Raw genomic sequence first — 17,651 nt, 5'->3', positions numbered from 1 at the left:
ACGTACTGTAGCCATACCAATCTCGATATTCATTCTTCCTTCTAAAATATCCTGTGCAGACATTGTTTTGTGCAGACCAACGCTTACATAAAAGGCTTCTTCCGGTTTACTTCCCGCTAATGCTCCGTCTCTCCATTGCTGATCAAGGTAGTTTTCGATCATTGATTGTACACGAACCCATGTATTGGCTGTATTCGGTTCAAAAACGAAACGTTCTGTAGCTTTTTTCACGGATTCTTCCACCATGTTGAAGAAACGTCTTACAGAGATGTATCTCCATTCATTGCTGTTTCCGTCTAATGTTCTTGCTCCCCAAACGAGTGTTCCTTTTCCTGCAAACGCTCTGATCGCGTTAATGGATTTTCCTGATTCTGCATCTACATTAAGCAAATCCTGATCTTTTGTTGAAAGCTTTACAGTAGGTGATTCTACTAAGTTAAGACCTAAGTTGGCTGGTGATTTCCATACTCCTGAAGTACTGTCTACTTTAGCATACATTCCTGCAATGGCAGACGATGGCGCTAAAATCACTTTTTTAGATTCAATTGCCTTTTTAGCCTGATTATAAAGCTCGGAGTTTTTTGATTTTAATTCGGCTAAATTTCCGCTATCATCTATTCCTGTTACTAAAACAAAAAGATCTTCGAAGTCATAACTTAAAACGGTGTTCAATTTCGGGTAGTAAGCTGCTCCATATTGTAAGCCTGTAGATACTACTCCATCTCTGAAGGCATCAGCATCTCCAAGAACATCCATAATAACGAATCTGTCTTTTAATGATTCTGCCTGATCTAAAGCTCTATTGTACACAGAATATGCTTCATTAATAGCAACAGCATTACCAGCTCTGCTCAAAACTTCAGCTTTAACATCACCAGCATTTTTAGCTACGGTTTTAGCTGTCTCCAGGTTTTTATTATAGATAAAAGCAGCTGCTGAAGCGGCAATCTTAACATCGCCAACAGTAGCATTCGAAGGTGTTGCAGCTACTTTTACAGCATTAACAACTGCTTGAGCAGCCTTAGCTTTAGCTACTTGTTTAGCGTTATTCTCATCTGTAACTTCATACGTTTTTGCTTTAGCAACTACTGCAGCCACAACATCTTTTACTGTAGTAGGTCCTTCAATATTTGCCGCATCTGCAACCGCTTTTGCAGCAAGATTTACGTCTTCAGCCAGTCCTTTATTGATTTCTGCAGTCTGAGCAGCAGCTGTAGCAGCAGCAATATCAGTATCGGCAGGAACTAGACCTTGAAGGTCAGGAAAGACAATAAGCGTAGGCTCATCTTCTTTTTTTAACAATTCAAGACCATATGATAAAGTTTCTGTGCTTGTGGTAGATTCTACGGCTACTTTAGCATCATAACCTCCTACAGAAATAATATAACAAGGACCACCACCATTGGCAAAATACATTTGCATAGCATAGTACATCTTAAAATCATTTACCTTAGTCTGCATTGCAGTGGCAACACCGTCTTTGAAATCAACAGCGAAGGTTTCCGGATTTGCTTTTCCAAAAGATTGCTCATATTCCAACATAGATGTAATTCTCATTGGTTTATTTTTCTGACCAGCTGCTGTATATCCGATAAAAGCAGGGATAGCCGTTTCAACTTGCGCTACGGAAGGTGGGAATTTAGTTTCTTCCTCCACGTAAACTCCAGGGGTTTTGTAATTCATTTTAAAAAAATTTTATGTTAATAATTAATTATTCATCGAAGCATAACTTCGAATACTTATTCGTGATTGATTTTTATGTTTTTAGGATTGTTGTAATTTGTGCGAGAAAGTAAGGGTAATAAATTCTGCCGGACGTACTAAGGCTATTTCCAGGTTTACATTCATTGTTCCTGTACCTTCAAGTCCTTTTACTGTTACTTTGTAAGCTTCTTTCGGAGTATTCCCAACTAATGCCCCTTCCATCCACTGCTGATGAAGGAAATTTTCCAACATTGTTTTTGCACATAACCAGGTATAAGGAATATTAGGCTCATTGATAAAGTTTTTATCCAGCGCTTCTCTTATTGCCTGTCTGATCATATTATAATAACGGCGTACATGAACATATTTCCATTCATTATCTTTGTCGTTATCATCCTTGTCTTTTCCGTCAAGAGTTCTGGCTCCCCAGATTAACGTCCCTTTTCCTGTAAAGGTTCTGATGGCATTGATTGATCTTCCAAAGTCTGCAGCGTTTAAAGCGGCGTGTTCCTTATCAGAAATTTTTTCAGTGGGATGAATGACATAATTAAGACTTACGTTTGCCGGAGCTTTCCATACTCCTCTTGTACTGTCTACTCTGCCATAGGCACCTGCAATTGCTGATGATGGAGGTAATACAACATGCAATGACATCATTTCTCTTTTTACATGATTGTATAATGCGGAATTGGATAGTTCTAAATTTTTAAGTGTCAAACCGTTTGCATCTCCTTTTTCATCTCTTACTCCCAGGATGGCATTTTTCAATGATTCAAATTCTCCGCTGAAGACAGGTGTATTTTCGTTTACTTCTTCAGGCATAACGAAATCATCAATTATTCCGTCATAGATGGCATCAAATACTGCTTTTGCCTCGGTAATCATTGTTACTAAAATATCTTTTTTCTCACCCGGATCAGCAGCTTCGTTTACTTCTTCAGCAATTGCAATAGCCTGACCTAACAAATCAGCAAGAACTAAAGCATTGGCAGATTCGCTTGCAATTTCTGCACTTGCTAAACGTTTCAATTCGTCTAAAGCGGCAATCTCACCTGAGTAAAAGGCACTACTATCTTGTCCTGCTTTTTGTAAACCGGTATGAGTGATTGTATTTTCAGTTTCATCAAATCTATAATTCAGGATAGTTTCTAAGTGAGGGAAGTAAGCGGCAGCGTGATTCGTTAATTTCACTTTACTTCCAAATGATTCAACCGTAGTAAGGTTTTCTGATTCGGTAATAGAATTTCCGAAATAAGTATCTAATATGACAAATCTATTTTTCTTATCGGTTTCTGCTTTTTCAATGGCTTTATTATAGATAAGATAAAAGTCGGTTTCTTTGTTTAATGAGATGGCATCAGGAAAAATAATAAGAACAGGTTCTTTAATAACTTTATGATCTATCATATTCAGCCCTGCTTCCAGAGAGGCTAACTGCACTTCCTGTGAAGTATAGTCTCCTACAGAAATGATATAACATGGACCGCCACCATTGGCAAAATACATCTGAAGCGAATAATACATTAAGAATTGCGCATCAGGAGCCACAAGTGTTGTTCCCTTACCTTCTACATCCTTTAATTGGATATTTTCTTTCTTTGCTTTCCCAAAATTCTGCTCATAATCCAGAAGAGAACTGATTCTGAGCGGTTCTTGGTAACCAGCAGGGATTTTTTCGGTATACCCAATAAATGCAGGCATAGCCGTTTCAATAAATGCAACTGAGTAGGGAAGTTTTGTAGTTTCTTCAACAGAAACACCTGGTGTTGCTGAATTTAACATGTTTAAAAATTTAAAGGGTTATTAGTTTTTGTTTTTAGTTTTTTTGGAGGGAATTAATCAACATTAATGCTTTCTATATTAACGTTATCAATTAATTTAACCTCAACTGCTTCATCCGGAGCAACAATTTTCACCACACTGATTTTATATAGCACAGAAGGCATTATTTTTCCGCCCAGTAATCCCCAGATGTAGCTTAATTGATCAAATGGAACGGAATGCAGCTCGATTCTGAAAGTAAAGTTGTTTTTAGGTTCTCCATTATCCACATATTCTAAAACATTATTTTTTTGGAATACCTCAATTACTTTTGAAATATCTGCTAAAGATTTGCTATACATATTTCTGTTTGCAGAGACCACTACATATAGGTTTATGTAAGCCGGAGCACTCTCCTTATCATACCGGACTGGTTTTTTATCTATCACAACCTGCTGATATCTTGATCTGTTTTTCAATGTTGATTCTTCTTCAACACTCAAAAGACTAATGACCACCTTGTTATCAGTACTTTGGCTGTCACCTTCATGTTTTGCAATGTCATCTACAACTGCTACTTCACTTACAGAGTCATCATGTAAACCGCCCGGAGCATTTAAATGATTTTTTAAAACTGTTAATACTTTATAGATCATAATTTCTTTGCTTAATTATTATGGTGCAAACATACAATCACGACCCCTCAAAAGACAAATATTTTGCCCCCTCAATACAGTCTTTGCAGTAAATAGGATTTTAATTTTCATAAAAAATGACAAAAACAAAAACACAAAACATTCTATAAATCATATAATTAAAAACATATTTTAAAAATATAATTTTAGCGATGAGAGTTTCGCTGTCATATGATGGTCAAATTTGATCACCATAACTGCATTGAGTTTTCTTTTAAAAAACTACTTCGTTTCAACATAGCATTGCTCAATCATGGAATCGGTAATTTTCTTGATCCTTACTTTTTCTTCGTTATAAATCATCAAATGAAATGATGTATGGTCAGAGATATTAATTTTTTAAAAAGAGGGTTTCTCATTAGACCTTTTTATGTTTTTATTGCTTAGAATTTGGAAACCCGCATTATCAGGAAATGATTTTTGTGTTTTACTGCAAAGACAGAATAGACCCGTCTAATTATTCGAAAAATGGCTTCTCTTCTTTATAATTTTGACCCAATAATTTTAAAAACTAATCATATGAATATTAAAAATCTTTTTAGCAAGCGTAATGAAATTATTGACGGTCATTTCAATGAACTGCGTTCAAAATTGGGAATGGCGGATCAAAATGAGGAAGTTATTTTCTCACTAAGGGAACAGATCTGTAATGCATGCCCTCTAAAAAACGGTAATAATTGCAACGCGATGAAATGGCTTGACCCTAAAACACTGGAGGTTGCAGATGCTCCAAAAGATGGTTTTGTAAGAGGTTGCGGATGCAGATTAAGCGCAAAGCAAAAATCAAGATTAAGCCTGTGTCCGGCAGGTTTCTGGGGAGGCGAGTTTGACAGGAAATAGTCCGTTTAAGGCTATCAATATTGATAATTTAAACCTATTGGATGTGAATCAGGATCATATAATTCAGAAAGTTTTTATTGAAATTAACGTCAATAATAAAGAAAAGGCATTGAGTATAAAAGACGACGTTAATAGCTTTTTATCTATTGATGTTTTCCCTCAAATAGAACAGTATATTAATACGTTAGAATATAAACTAACTGGAAATACCTTACAAATTCCCAGGTTAGAATTAAATGTGGATGTAAAAAGCAGTACATTAAATAGCGAATTAAAAGACAAAATCACTCAGGTCTTTAAGGAAGAACTTTCAGAAATTACCAAATCTATAGATATTGAACATAGAATTCAAAAGCAAAATCAGGAAACAGAAAATACCTTTCAAGCATATCTTATGGATAGTGAAGAAAAGTTACTTCAGGCGTTTATTCATTTTTTAGAAAAAGGATCTATGCCATGGTGGAATTCTGAGAACAGTAGTATTTCCATTCTGGAATCGGTAGTTTTTGATCAGCTTGTTGCTGCTGATCAGTTTCAAAAAAAGATTGTTCCTGTTTTATCAAAGGAAAATGTCCGAAACAGAATTATCAATCAGTTTTCTGATGAACAGATTGCACAGTTATGCCTGACTGTTTTGAAAAATAAAGATCTGGAAATCAACCTGGAACCGAATATAATACATCATATATCAAAACAGAATCATACAAACAGAATCATCATATGGCGTCTGATCTTGAATATAATATCAAAGTATTTGAATGCATCAGGTAATAATAGTCTTCGGGAGTATCTTTTACAACAGATTTCAAAAATGGAACAAGCTGGTTCGCAAACAACAAAAGCCAACCTTAAAAACAGGAAGACAGTTGTTCAGATATTCCCTTTTATTAAAAGTATTGATATTCAGGAAAATGAAATTCCGGAAAACAGTAAAACCGAATCTATAGAGAAGTCTGAGAATATAGTCAGTGCAATGGAAGCTGATTATCAAAAGGATTTGGAGGTTCAAGAAGGCACAGACCAAAACGAGGGACAATATGTTCAAAACGCAGGGCTTATTTTGATCCATCCATTCATCAAACCACTGTTTGAGCATTGTGATCTTATTCATCCAGAAACCAGAGAACTTACTGATCCTGAATTATGTGCGCATCTGCTCCACTATATTGCTACCGGAAAGACCAACGCTCCCGAATGTGATATGATATTTGAAAAATTCTTGTGTAATATTCCGCTACACCAAACGATTAACAGACACATCAAACTGTCGCGAAAGCATAAAAAACAGGCTAAAAATGTGATAGAAAGTGTTCAGCATAATTGGAGTTCCATGAAGAAATCATCAGTAGAATTATTACAAAACGAATTTTTTCAACGATCAGGAAAGCTTGTCATCACAGATTATGATTATACGCTTACAATGGAAAGGAAAACACAGGATATTCTTCTTGAAAAACTTTCCTGGGGAATTGGTCTTATTAGGCTGCCGTGGCAGGAAAAATTCATGTATGTAAACTGGTAACTGTCTGTTACAAATAACATTCTCCGATTGATTTGAATCTGAAACAATATCAATTTAATAGATTCACCTATCTCTTCTCGTGTTCTATCACTATCTAAAGATGTAGAGAAAATTCTTTATTGAAGATCCTGCATCAATATTCTAAAGTCAAATAATTCTTCAGAGAAAAAGTGAATTTTAAAGAGATATTAAAGAATAGCGCCACTTAAAAGTGGCGCTATTCATATTTGTACTCCTGTTATATAAGTTTCCTTCAATAGCCGTCCTGAAACAAACTTATACAAAATCTTTCAGTGATTACGGTTCTGTTTTACAGTGTATTTTCAATTACTTTCTCTCAAGTTGCTGTATAACCACTCTTGCCATTTCCTTTGAGCTGAATGGGTTCTGTCCTGTGATGAGGTTATCGGTCACCACAACATGAGAAGTCATGGGTATGAAAGCTTTTTTCAGATCACCTCCACGTTCTTTAATCGCAGCTTCCAGATTGAAAGGGACTTCTTTTTTCCTTCTTGCGATAGTTTCTTCAAACCAATCAAATCCTGTCATTTCTTTTCCTTTAATCAGATACTCACCATTGGAAAGTTTTACATTCAGTAATCCTCCGACTCCATGACAAATAGCGGCTACTATTCTTCCACTTTCATATTGGTTTTTAATAATAGATTGTAAGGTTGAATTATCAGGAAAATCATACATTGTGCCATGACCGCCTGCTAAATATACAAGATCATACTGTTGGTTCTCAACTTCTTCCAGGCTTTTACTATTATTTAAAATTTTCCTGAAAGAAACGTCATTCCAATAGGTTGTAGAAATTTTATCGAGTGTAAAAAATTTAAGACTTTCAGGATCAATGGGAATATTACCTCCTTCCGGACTCGCAATATCAATATCATATCCTCTTTCTTTTGCTGAATGATAAATATGGGTAAGTTCACTCAACCATAGACCGGTTTTCAGATGTCCGCTGGCATACATGCTTACATTGGTAACGATAATCAGGATCTTTAAAGTATTCATAGCATTCATTTTAGTATAACAAATTTCAGAATAAAGATGATAATCGATATAACAAAATCAGGGAAATTTGTAACGCAATCTCTGAATTTCAATAATTGCTAAAAGTTAATTAAATGAAGCCCTGAACTCCAACGGTGAGAAAGAAGTACGGTTTTTAAACAGGCGATGAAAAGATTGTGGATGTTCAAATCCTAAATGATAGGCAATTTCAGAAACCGACATTTCCGTGGTAGACAGTAATTCTTTTGCTTTTTCAATCAATCTGTTCTGAATATGCTGTTGTGTGGTCTGCCCTGTCTGCACCCGAAGCATATCGCTTAGATAATTGGCACTCAGATTCATTTGCTCGGCTACAAAGTGAACGGTGGGAATACCATTGATACTTAATTTCTCATTTTTAAAATAATCATCAAGCAGATTTTCAAGTCTTGAAAGCAGATCGTTGTTTACTTTCTTTCTGGTTAAAAACTGGCGGTTATAAAAACGGTCACAGTATTTCAATAACAGATCAAGGTTAGAAACCAGCAGATCCTGTGTAAAAGAGTCCATATTAGTTTCTATTTCCTGCTCTATATTATCAATGATGTCCATAATAGATTTTTCTTCTTTTTCAGAAAGGTGCAGCGCTTCGTTCGTTGCATAAGAGAAAAAGCCATAGTCTTTCACCATCGATGCTAAAGGATACCCCTGAATAAAATCAGGATGTACAACCAATACAAATCCTTTTACGCTATTCAGTAATATATCTTCAAACTGCAATACCTGATGAGGTGCAATAAAATACATAATACCTTCATCAAAATCATAATATTGCTGTCCATACTTACACTTTCCTCCTGCGCAGTCTTTTTTGAGAGCCACTACATAAAAATCTGTGATAACTGAACTGAGAATTGTTTCCGGATCCAGCTTTACGTCATCAAAATTAAACACACTGATCAGAGGATTGGATGGTTTTTTCAGTCCTAATGCCTTATGTAAAGCACTTATTGAATTTACTTTTATTGGAGTCTTCATTATTTACACATTACCTTTTGTTAGCCTATGTCTATTTGATTTGAAACAAAATCCACTGATCTTATTATTTCCCAGGAAATTGTTCACTCTTAATCTTACTTATTCCCTGTTTATAGCTGGTCACCTGAAAATCAGGAAATCTGTTTCTGAATTTTGAATCATCAAATATATTATCATGTTCATACCTTGGAAGCAATTCCAGCAGCTCTTTTACCCTTTGATTAAAGAAAGATCCGATTGTAAAGAAAAATTTGGGAACTACAGTATATTTCAGGTCTTTACCGTAAATTTCGGAAGCTGTTCTGATAAATTCCTGATAGGTCGGATGGCTTTTATCAACAGGAAGGTGCCATGTTTGCCCGAAAGCATCGGGAGTATTTCCAATCAATGCTGTGGCACGGCTGGCATCAGGAGTCCAGATAAGACTTCTTTTCTTATGGGCACTTAATGGAACTTTCAGCTTTTTACCTTCTTTGATATTATTAAAAATCAGTGTATTGGTAATACTCTGTGTCTTTCCCGGACCATAAAACTCGGGAGCGCGGCAGATAACAGCCTGCAATTCACCGGATTCTATTTCTTTCAAAACCATTTCCGCCATTTTTCTTCTTACGGCGCCTTTTCTGCCTACCGGATCAAAGGCTGTACTTTCTGTAAGCACTCTGTCATCTTGCGGATACATATAAGTATTGTCAAAGAACACCAATTTTGTCCCGTTAATTTTACATGCGTCAATCACATTACGGAGGATAAGGGCAAACTGCTTTTCCCAAAGATCCGAACTTATCGGGAGTCCTAAAGTGAAATAAGCAATCTCACTGCCTTTTACAGCTTCAATAGCTTTTTCGCGGATGGATAAATCTGCAGAAAATACCTCATCTGTATCATTTACTTTTTTTGCATCTCTGCTGACAATACGAATATCCGATGTAAAATTTCTTTTTAATTCTCTTGCCAGTTCTTCACCAATCTGTCCATTGGCACCTAATATTGTTTGCATATTATTTTAATTTTAAATTACTGAAGAATTGAGATCATTATTCATACGAATTTATCACTTTTCATCTCAATTTTAAATAGATCTACATTACCTTTTTCAGCCAGTTCATTTTTTTATCTGTATACGGCGGATATTTCCAGTCTGGTTCGCCCCAATTCGTTTTTTCAACCACTGATTTCTGATGCGAAAATGTAAGGAAGCCAAATTCTCCGTGATAGTTTCCGATTCCTGAGTTCCCGACTCCGCCAAACGGAAGATAATCACTGGTAATATGCATTAAAGTATCATTAATACATCCTCCTCCAAAAGAAACCCAATGCAGCAGCTTGTCTTTTTCTTCTCTATTCTTTGTAAAGAGATAAGCAGCAAGGGGCTTTTCACCTTCTATTATCTTCTTCAGTACTTCATCATAATCTGTATAAGAAATAACAGGGAAAACCGGACCAAAGATTTCTTCCTGCATAACGGCATCTTCCCAGCTTACACGATCCAAAATAGTAGGTTCCATGTAAAGTGTTTCCGCATTATATTTTCCGCCGTATATTATTTTTGATTCATCAATAAGATTAAGTACACGCTCAAAATTCCTTTTATTGATAATGCTTGTATAATGTTCTGCATTTTCTGAATAATTGATCTCATCCAGCTTTTCTTTCATCAGCTGCAGCAGTTTCGGTTTTACAGATTCCTGTACGAAGAGATAATCAGGAGCAATACAGGTTTGTCCGCCATTTAGGAATTTTCCCCATACCAAACGTTTTGCTGCAACTTCTAAATCTGCTGTTTCTGTAACAATTGCCGGAGATTTCCCTCCCAATTCCAAGGTCACCGGAACCAGATTCTTCGCAGCGGCTTCATATACGATCTTACCTACTTTAGGACTTCCGGTAAAGAAGATCTTATCAAAACGGAAATTCAGTAATTCTGTAGTTTCCGGGATTCCGCCTTCTGCTACGTACAGATATTCCATCGGAAAATTATTATTGATAAGCTCAGCCAAAAGATGCATTGTATTTTCAGGCAGCTCACTGGGCTTAATAATGCTTGTATTTCCTGCTGCAATAGCACTTACCATTGGGCTTAATGTCAGCTGATAAGGGTAATTCCATGCTCCGATGATCAAAGTAACTCCCAACGGATCATAATAGATGTGGCTTTTTCCAGGTTGTAAACTAAGAGATGTTTTCACCTTTTTGGGCTTACTCAGCGTATCCAGATTCTTAAGGAAAAAATCTATCTCATTATACACCAGATTCAATTCTGTAAGAAAAGTATCGAATCTGCCTTTTCGGAAATCTTTGTAAATAGCATCATAAAGCCTTTCTTCATTAGCTTTTAAAAGGTTCTTCAGCTTTAAGAGAGTTTCTTTCCGAAATGCAACATTCTTCGTTTGATGTGAATTAAAAAATTCCTTCTGTGACTGAAATATTGTAGCAAAATCCATTGTTTTTGTCTTTAACTGTTCAAATTTTATTTTTTTGAATCCTCTACTCGCTCAGGAGTATACAAAGCTGCCTGAAATTCCGGCTGATAGTCGTAACGCATCAGTTTTCCAAGATTTAATGATTTGATAAATGCAGACAAAGGTCCATCAGTAAGAATAAGCTTTACATCTTCTTTCTTTTTGCTCGTAGCCTTTTTTAAAGCTCTCACATCCGTATATCCATGTGTAAGTTTTCCTCTTGCATCTATATTTATGAAATTGGAACGAACAATTTCCGGCTTGGTTTCTACAATATCCAGCTTTTTACCCTCTATTGAAAAATCTATCTTTCCGGACTGATCATAGAAATCAAAACCTAAACTGTTTTCTTTATTATTATAATCAATCGGGATCAGCCATTTCGGTAAATTATATCCTACTACTCCACGAACTCTTGCCAGCTCTGTATCTACCGGAAGTTTCAAAACATATCCCCAAAGGTTTTTATTTTTCACTTCGCCCAGCAAAGAAAATATCCCCCAGTTTCCTGAATCAGGTTTAGTGGTCACTATAGAAACAGATAATTCATTATAAGAATCATTATCACAGTAATGGTAAGCATACGCTGTAATAGCGATCAATCCTCTACCCGGAGTAATAGAAATAGGCTTAACAATATCACGAACTTCTTCAGGAATCAGTTTTTTCAATGTTTTCATATCAGCCGTATAAATCGCTGTAATACTGCTGTTGCTGTAATAAAAATTCGGCGAATAGGTGGTAAATCCAACTTCTTTTTTCTGCTTCTGAATGGTTTTGAACCAACTTAAATCAATTTCCGGAGCTTCTTTTTCAATGACAGATAATGGTGGATTTGAACGAAATCTGTCGTAGAGTCCGTTTTTTAATACCGGAACTTTATGACCTGCAAGATCAATAATGGTCTGATTGGGTTTGATTGTATCCATTGTGATTTGGTTTTTATAATCTGCTGTGTTTATATTACTTTTATAAGTTGCAGCCATTCCACTGGAATAAATACTTATGCTTGCTGCGGTAACCGCTATTTTTAAAGGGTTCATATCCTGTTGTTTTTGTTAGGACAAAGTTCTGAAGAACAGGCGTGAATGAAGTATCTCAATTAAGGGAAGTTGTAACAGAATCTCTGTTTTGTAATTTTCAGATAGTTGGGCTGATATTTATTCGTTGAGATCGCGAAAACAGATTGGTTGTATTTCTGAAACGTAGTCTCAGAAAAAAAAGCACCATTTTCGAAATGGTGCTTTTTCTTTATAAAAGTAATTTTTTATCAGGTTTACTTCAGTTCCTGATTGGCTTTTTGTACAAAATCATTCCATTGTGTATTCAGATACTGGATAGACTGCTGTTTTTCATTTTTACTCAAAGAAGAATAATTAATTGAATTAAAAACCAGTTTTTTCAATGCTTTCACATCCAGTTCCCAATATACAAAAGCTACCCAAAAATCATAGCTAAGACCTTCATATCCATATACCGAAGGGTCGTCACTATTAATGGAACACTGTATTCCGTTACTCAGCAAAACTCTTGCAGGATGATTTCTCAAGTCACTTACATAGCCTAAAATCTGATTACTGATCGGGCTTACCTCAACCAGCTTACCTTGGGTTCTGATCAGCTCCATAGATTTTGGAAAATAGATCAGATTAAGCCCATGACCAATTCTAGGATTGTTCAATAAGGTAATATCCAGCACATTTTTGTTAAAAATAGAATTGCTTTCTCCAGCATGAAGAAATAGTGGCATTTCCAATCCTGATTTCCTGGTCATTTCATTCAATTTTGTCCAGTTATTCTGGAAGGAATTGATGCTGTTTCCTGCTGCTTCGTCTGCAACAAGATCAAAACCGGAGATCATATCCGGAAATTCCTTTTTAAGCTTAAGGGCAATTTCCAACTGCTTTTCAATGCTTGCAGAGTCTAAAAACTTAAAGCTTGAATAAATTAACTTCAGGCTGAACTGTGGTTCGGACTGACGCATTTGTTTAACAATATCCTGTAAATCTGTAATTGTCTTTTCTAAAGGATATTTTCCGTGCTGAAAATCATAAAGCTCGTCAAAAACATACCTGATCTCCACATGCTGCACTTTATCTTTAGCCAGATCCTGAAAACCTTTCAGATAGTATTCTTTAAAGAATGGGCGGTAAGGTAATAACAGATTGATACGTTTAAAACGTTTCTCAAATTCAATCCAGTAATCGGTATAGGAACAAAGATTGTCACGTTTTAAAAGGAGAAGCTCTAGCAATTCATTTTCAAAACCCGGGTTGGATTTTAGCTTCTGATCAAGGTTTACAAATCCATTCGGTACTTTTCCTGCTTCGAAAAAAGCCAATTGCCCCAAAATAAACTGATCATTGTCCTTTTGATCATAGACATAACATTCTTTATATTTTCTTGCTGCTGTGATGATCCATTTTGCATCGGTTACTCCTCCGCTGTGGGTATGTAATAAACCTCCTTTTGGCATTAACTGTAAAATATTGAACAGTCTGCTATTTTCTATTAATGGTTTTAACTGATTAAAAGAACTATTATAGATGGATATTTTTTGGCTTTCTGTATCGTGAAGAAGTTGCTTTCTGAGCTGGAATAATTTTTTATCCAATATCTGTTCAGCATCGGATAGTTTTATATCTGCATCGAAAGAGGATCTCTGGTTTGCCTGCTCTAATAGCGTCCAATCCTGTTGATATGAAGATTTTTCAATCTTTTTCTGGGCTCCCAACAGAGGAAATCCCAACAATAAAATATAGGTAAGGTATTTTCTCATAATAATTAGTAACCTGTATTGAACAAAAAACGTTTGTCTATACAGTTTTCAAAAATATAATTAATTTTCTGGTAAAAGTGCTTCTATCTGAAAAAACAAATGATAAAAACTTTAAATGACAAATTTTCATCATCTGTACTTCATCCCCTAGCCCCGATAGGAACGGTTACCCCGCAACATGCGTTAGCCATAGCGCTGGCGTGAGGAGTATGAGTGGATAGCGGGATAAAGCTTCCTAAAAAGAAATCGGGCGTAAAATACATAAAAAGTCTACAAAAACAATAGACTTTGTTTGTTAATTTTTATTCATCCCATAAATTTAAACTTTTAAAGAATTTTTTATCAAATCAAAAACAAAACACAAATTATTAACAACCAATACATTACATTCAAAACTATCCAGTAAAACATTGTATTTTTTAATTACCCCACTAAATTAGTAGACTAATATGATTTATCTCATATCCGCTTTTAACAAAGTTTTATGAATTATTAAATAATTTTGACCCAGTTAAAAAAAATAAACTCTATTCTCATGAATAAGAATGACTTTAATTCTTACTTAAACACTATCATAGTTACAGCTGCACAGCAAAAATGTTGTACAGTAAGTAAACATTCACAGCATAATACGACTTCTAAGGATATGTGTTCTGCTTCTATGATGTGTAAAATGATGATGCCATAAATTCCCAAAGAAATATGCACATTATTGTAGGAATTAAAGCCCCGATAAGCTTTATGCCAGATTAATCCGGGTAACACCTCCTCTATTTTAACATTTTCTTTCTGACACCTCCCCCAAAAAGGAGGCTGGGAATCTATTTTTCCTAATCGGGAAAGGTAACGAGTGATACTCAATTCAATTTTTTAAACCTAAGATTAATATAATGAGAAAAAAACAATGCAAACTTGGTGTATTGGCTGTACTCTTATTCGCAGAATATGGCTTTGCACAGAAAAAAGACAGTCTTTCCCAGGAGACTTCCATCAAAGAAGTGGTGGTGGTAGCCTTTGGAAAGCAAAAAAAGGAGGAGATCACCGGGTCTGTACAGTCTTTAAAGGCTAAAGATCTTTCTAATCTTCAAAACGGGAACGTTCTTCAGGGAATTGGCGGTAAGGTTGCTGGTGTACAGGTAATTTCTTCCGGACAGCCAGGTTCCAAACCCACGATAAGAATGAGAGGAATAGGTTCCATCAACGCTTCAAGTGATCCGTTAATTGTACTGGATGGTATTCCGTATAACGGTGATCTGAACAGTATTTCTTCAGCAGATATTGAAAGTATTTCTTTTCTTGAGGATGCTTCATCTAATGCTCTGTATGGTTCCAGAGGTGCCAACGGTGTCATTATTGTAAATACGAAAAGAGGGAAAAATAAAAAATTAACGATTGAAGCGGATGTAAAAACCGGAGTAAACTTTAGGTCTATTGCGGATTATTCTGTATATACTTCGCCTCAGGATTATTATACAGCTTATTATAACAGAGCCAGAATCGGGGAAGCTGCAAAATTAACGCAGCCGGGAGCTATACCTTCGGGAACATCTCCTCATGCAGTAGGACTTACGGCTTTGAACGGTTTGGGATATAATGTGTATAATGTTCCTTTTAATCAATTAATTTCGGCAGATGGGACATTCAATCCTAATGCTCAACTATTATATCAGGATAATTGGAAAAAACTACTTTTTAAGCCTGCCTTAAGGAGGGAGGCAACTGTTGGAATCAATGCCAGTGGTGATCAGGTGAAATCATATACTTCATTAAATTATCTGGATGATAAAGGGTATCTTATTTCATCAGGTTTTGAAAGATTCGGGATCAGATCAAATGTAGACTACTCTATCACTCCAAAATTAAAATTGACTTCTGCACTTTCTTATACGTACAGCAAGCAGAATTTTGGGGAAACGGGAGGCTTTTCAAATCCATTTCAGTTTGCCAGAAATATAGCTCCTTTTTATCCTGTTTTTCTGAGGGACGACAATTACCAGAGGCTTTACGACACCCATGGGAATGCTTTGTATGACTATGGAGATGGTCAGGGACCTAATGGGGCTTCCAGATCATATGCCGTTTTTGAAAACCCTGTAGGAAATCTTCAGCAGGATAAATCTCAAACCGTCAGCAATATTACCAATGCCAATCTTGGATTAAATTATGAAATTATCAACGGACTAGATTTTACGTACAATTTCGGGGCTTATCTTGAAAATTTGAGAAATCTTCAGTTTGGAAATACAGTAGGTGGAACTTCTTCATCTGTAGGAGGTACGATTACCCAGGAATCTATATTTAATTATACTCTGAATCATCAGCAATTGCTTACGTATCAGAAAAAATTCGGGAAACACAGCTTCAATATTCTTGTGGGTCATGAATTGAACAAAACAAAAAATGAAGGATTTTCCGGGTCAAAGCAACAACTTTTATTACCTACGTCAACGTCTTTTGATAATGCTGTAAAAATCACGGATTTATCAGGAAATGGTTATGAATATGCTGTAGAAGGCTATTTTTCAAGGTTGTTATATAATTATGACAATAAATATTTCTTTAATGCTAATGTTCGTAGAGATGGTTCTTCAGTTTTTGCACCGGAAAGCAGATGGGGTAATTTTTATGGGCTGGGACTTGCATGGAATGTTGCCAAAGAAGACTTTCTTAAAGACAACACCGTCATTAATGCTCTGAAATTAAAAGCTTCTTACGGACAGCAGGGAAATGATAATATTCTTCTGAATAATCTTACCAGGGATTATTATGCTTATCAGGATATCTATGGAATCAACAATTTTGGTGATGGGAAACCTGTACTCTCGCTACAAAAACAGGGAAACAGAGATCTGAAGTGGGAAACTTCAAAAAATTTCAATGCTGGATTTGAGCTTTCCCTGCTGAACAACAGAGTGAATGTAAATGCAGATTATTTTGAGAGAAAGGTATCTGATATGATCTATACACTTCCTTTGCCTATCTCAAATTCCGGATCGTATGTGAAGTACGGAAACATCGGAGATATGTATAACAGAGGGGTTCAGGCTAATATCAGTGTGGATATTCTCCGCAATGAAAATGTTCAGTGGAATTTCTATGCGAATGCGACTCATTACAAAAACAAGATCACAAAACTACCTGCTGAGCAAAGAGCTACAGGTCTGGTTTCAGGATTGTTTATCTTATCTGAAGGCGGTGACAGATATACCTATTATCTGAAAGAGTTTGCAGGGGTAAATCCTTTAAACGGAGATGCTTTATGGTATAAAAATTCTGTAAATCCATCTACTCAACAGATAGAAAGAACTGTTACTAATAATTTTAAGGAGGCAACTGATTATAACACCGGAAAATCAGCAATTCCGAAGGTATATGGTGGATTTGGAACTGATGTTACCTACAAAAGGCTTAGCTTATCTCTGAATTTTGCTTATCAGTTTGGCGGATATGGATATGACAATATTTACAGAAGCTTATTCCATTCTGATTCTTATGCTTCAAATTATTCTACAGATCTGGATAAAACCTGGACTCCTGAGAACAAATCAGCGGCTTTACCACGTGTAGATCTTACTTCAACCAGCCAGAATGAGAACTCTACCTTATATCTGATTAAATCTGATTATATCAGTCTTCAGGATGTAACATTATCTTATCAGCTGCCGGACGACTTTGCACAACAGGCTGGTTTATCAGGCTTAAAGGTGTATGTGACAGGAAATAATCTTTACCTGTGGTCCAAAAGAAAAGGATATGATCCGAGGGCTTCATTAACGGGAGTATCCGATGCTTACAAATACTCTTTATTATCAAGTGTTTCCCTAGGTTTTAAATTAACATTTTAAAAA

The 17,651-nt window shown here is 35.8% G+C and carries 13 protein-coding genes; 4 read left to right on the top strand and 9 right to left on the bottom strand.

Annotated features, from left to right (window positions below; genetic code table 11):
• From AC5YGG_RS14285 to AC5YGG_RS14275, 3 genes are all read right to left on the bottom strand, one after another.
• Positions 1-1,683: phage tail sheath family protein (locus tag AC5YGG_RS14285; protein ID WP_496145141.1), on the bottom strand; the 1,683-nt coding region annotated here is incomplete at its 3' end.
• Between the two features lie 81 nt (positions 1,684-1,764).
• A complete protein-coding gene (locus tag AC5YGG_RS14280; RefSeq protein ID WP_496145140.1) occupies positions 1,765-3,486 on the bottom strand; it encodes a phage tail sheath C-terminal domain-containing protein in 1,722 nt (573 codons plus the stop codon).
• 53 nt (positions 3,487-3,539) lie between these two features.
• Positions 3,540-4,121, bottom strand: coding sequence for a Pvc16 family protein (locus AC5YGG_RS14275; RefSeq protein ID WP_496145139.1), 582 nt, complete (start codon positions 4,119-4,121; stop codon positions 3,540-3,542).
• A gap of 558 nt (positions 4,122-4,679) precedes the next feature.
• Here AC5YGG_RS14275 and AC5YGG_RS14270 point away from each other — a divergent pair.
• Together AC5YGG_RS14270 and AC5YGG_RS14265 are read left to right on the top strand one after the other, a co-directional pair.
• On the top strand, positions 4,680-5,000 hold the full coding sequence (locus AC5YGG_RS14270) for a hypothetical protein (RefSeq protein ID WP_496145138.1): 321 nt from the start codon (positions 4,680-4,682) through the stop codon (positions 4,998-5,000).
• 43 nt (positions 5,001-5,043) lie between these two features.
• Positions 5,044-6,522 (top strand): contractile injection system tape measure protein, encoded by a 1,479-nt coding sequence (locus AC5YGG_RS14265; RefSeq protein WP_496145137.1) that lies wholly within the window; start codon positions 5,044-5,046, stop codon positions 6,520-6,522.
• Between the two features lie 327 nt (positions 6,523-6,849).
• Here AC5YGG_RS14265 and AC5YGG_RS14260 read toward each other — a convergent pair whose 3' ends face one another.
• The 6 genes from AC5YGG_RS14260 to AC5YGG_RS14235 all read right to left on the bottom strand — a co-directional run bounded on the left by AC5YGG_RS14260 (position 6,850) and on the right by AC5YGG_RS14235 (position 13,803).
• On the bottom strand, positions 6,850-7,545 hold the full coding sequence (locus AC5YGG_RS14260; protein WP_496145136.1) for a type 1 glutamine amidotransferase domain-containing protein: 696 nt from the start codon (positions 7,543-7,545) through the stop codon (positions 6,850-6,852).
• A 105-nt stretch (positions 7,546-7,650) separates the two neighbouring features.
• On the bottom strand, positions 7,651-8,562 hold the full coding sequence (locus AC5YGG_RS14255) for a helix-turn-helix domain-containing protein (RefSeq protein ID WP_496145135.1): 912 nt from the start codon (positions 8,560-8,562) through the stop codon (positions 7,651-7,653).
• Between the two features lie 64 nt (positions 8,563-8,626).
• Positions 8,627-9,562, bottom strand: coding sequence for an NAD-dependent epimerase/dehydratase family protein (locus tag AC5YGG_RS14250; protein WP_496145134.1), 936 nt, complete (start codon positions 9,560-9,562; stop codon positions 8,627-8,629).
• A gap of 82 nt (positions 9,563-9,644) precedes the next feature.
• A complete protein-coding gene (locus AC5YGG_RS14245; RefSeq protein ID WP_496145133.1) occupies positions 9,645-11,006 on the bottom strand; it encodes an aldehyde dehydrogenase in 1,362 nt (453 codons plus the stop codon).
• Between the two features lie 26 nt (positions 11,007-11,032).
• Positions 11,033-12,067, bottom strand: a complete 1,035-nt coding sequence (locus AC5YGG_RS14240; protein WP_496145132.1) for an acetoacetate decarboxylase (ADC) — start codon at positions 12,065-12,067, stop codon at positions 11,033-11,035.
• A gap of 233 nt (positions 12,068-12,300) precedes the next feature.
• Positions 12,301-13,803 carry an amidohydrolase family protein gene (locus tag AC5YGG_RS14235; RefSeq protein ID WP_496145131.1) on the bottom strand — a complete coding sequence of 501 codons (1,503 nt, stop codon included), beginning with the start codon at positions 13,801-13,803 and terminating at the stop codon, positions 12,301-12,303.
• 535 nt (positions 13,804-14,338) lie between these two features.
• Here AC5YGG_RS14235 and AC5YGG_RS14230 point away from each other — a divergent pair.
• Together AC5YGG_RS14230 and AC5YGG_RS14225 are read left to right on the top strand one after the other, a co-directional pair.
• Entirely contained in the window at positions 14,339-14,491 is a 153-nt protein-coding gene (locus AC5YGG_RS14230; RefSeq protein ID WP_496145130.1) for a hypothetical protein, read from the top strand.
• A 202-nt stretch (positions 14,492-14,693) separates the two neighbouring features.
• Entirely contained in the window at positions 14,694-17,648 is a 2,955-nt protein-coding gene (locus AC5YGG_RS14225) for a SusC/RagA family TonB-linked outer membrane protein (protein WP_496145129.1), read from the top strand.
• The last annotated feature ends 3 nt before the right edge of the window (positions 17,649-17,651 follow it).

The sequence above is a fragment of the Chryseobacterium sp. CS2K3 genome, assembly GCF_059515185.1.
This window is presented reverse-complemented; position numbering and strand designations above follow the sequence as displayed.

Bases quoted from the DNA above. Each gene is read 5' to 3' on its own strand.
- AC5YGG_RS14235 (WP_496145131.1), bottom strand. From the start codon at position 13,803: ATGAGAAAATACCTTACCTATATTTTATTGTTGGGATTTCCTCTGTTG.
- AC5YGG_RS14270 (WP_496145138.1), top strand. From the start codon at position 4,680: ATGAATATTAAAAATCTTTTTAGCAAGCGTAATGAAATTATTGACGGT.
- AC5YGG_RS14280 (WP_496145140.1), bottom strand. From the start codon at position 3,486: ATGTTAAATTCAGCAACACCAGGTGTTTCTGTTGAAGAAACTACAAAA.
- AC5YGG_RS14230 (WP_496145130.1), top strand. From the start codon at position 14,339: ATGAATAAGAATGACTTTAATTCTTACTTAAACACTATCATAGTTACA.
- AC5YGG_RS14255 (WP_496145135.1), bottom strand. From the start codon at position 8,562: ATGAAGACTCCAATAAAAGTAAATTCAATAAGTGCTTTACATAAGGCA.
- AC5YGG_RS14250 (WP_496145134.1), bottom strand. From the start codon at position 9,562: ATGCAAACAATATTAGGTGCCAATGGACAGATTGGTGAAGAACTGGCA.
- AC5YGG_RS14245 (WP_496145133.1), bottom strand. From the start codon at position 11,006: ATGGATTTTGCTACAATATTTCAGTCACAGAAGGAATTTTTTAATTCA.
- AC5YGG_RS14260 (WP_496145136.1), bottom strand. From the start codon at position 7,545: ATGAATACTTTAAAGATCCTGATTATCGTTACCAATGTAAGCATGTAT.
- AC5YGG_RS14275 (WP_496145139.1), bottom strand. From the start codon at position 4,121: ATGATCTATAAAGTATTAACAGTTTTAAAAAATCATTTAAATGCTCCG.
- AC5YGG_RS14240 (WP_496145132.1), bottom strand. From the start codon at position 12,067: ATGAACCCTTTAAAAATAGCGGTTACCGCAGCAAGCATAAGTATTTAT.
- AC5YGG_RS14225 (WP_496145129.1), top strand. From the start codon at position 14,694: ATGAGAAAAAAACAATGCAAACTTGGTGTATTGGCTGTACTCTTATTC.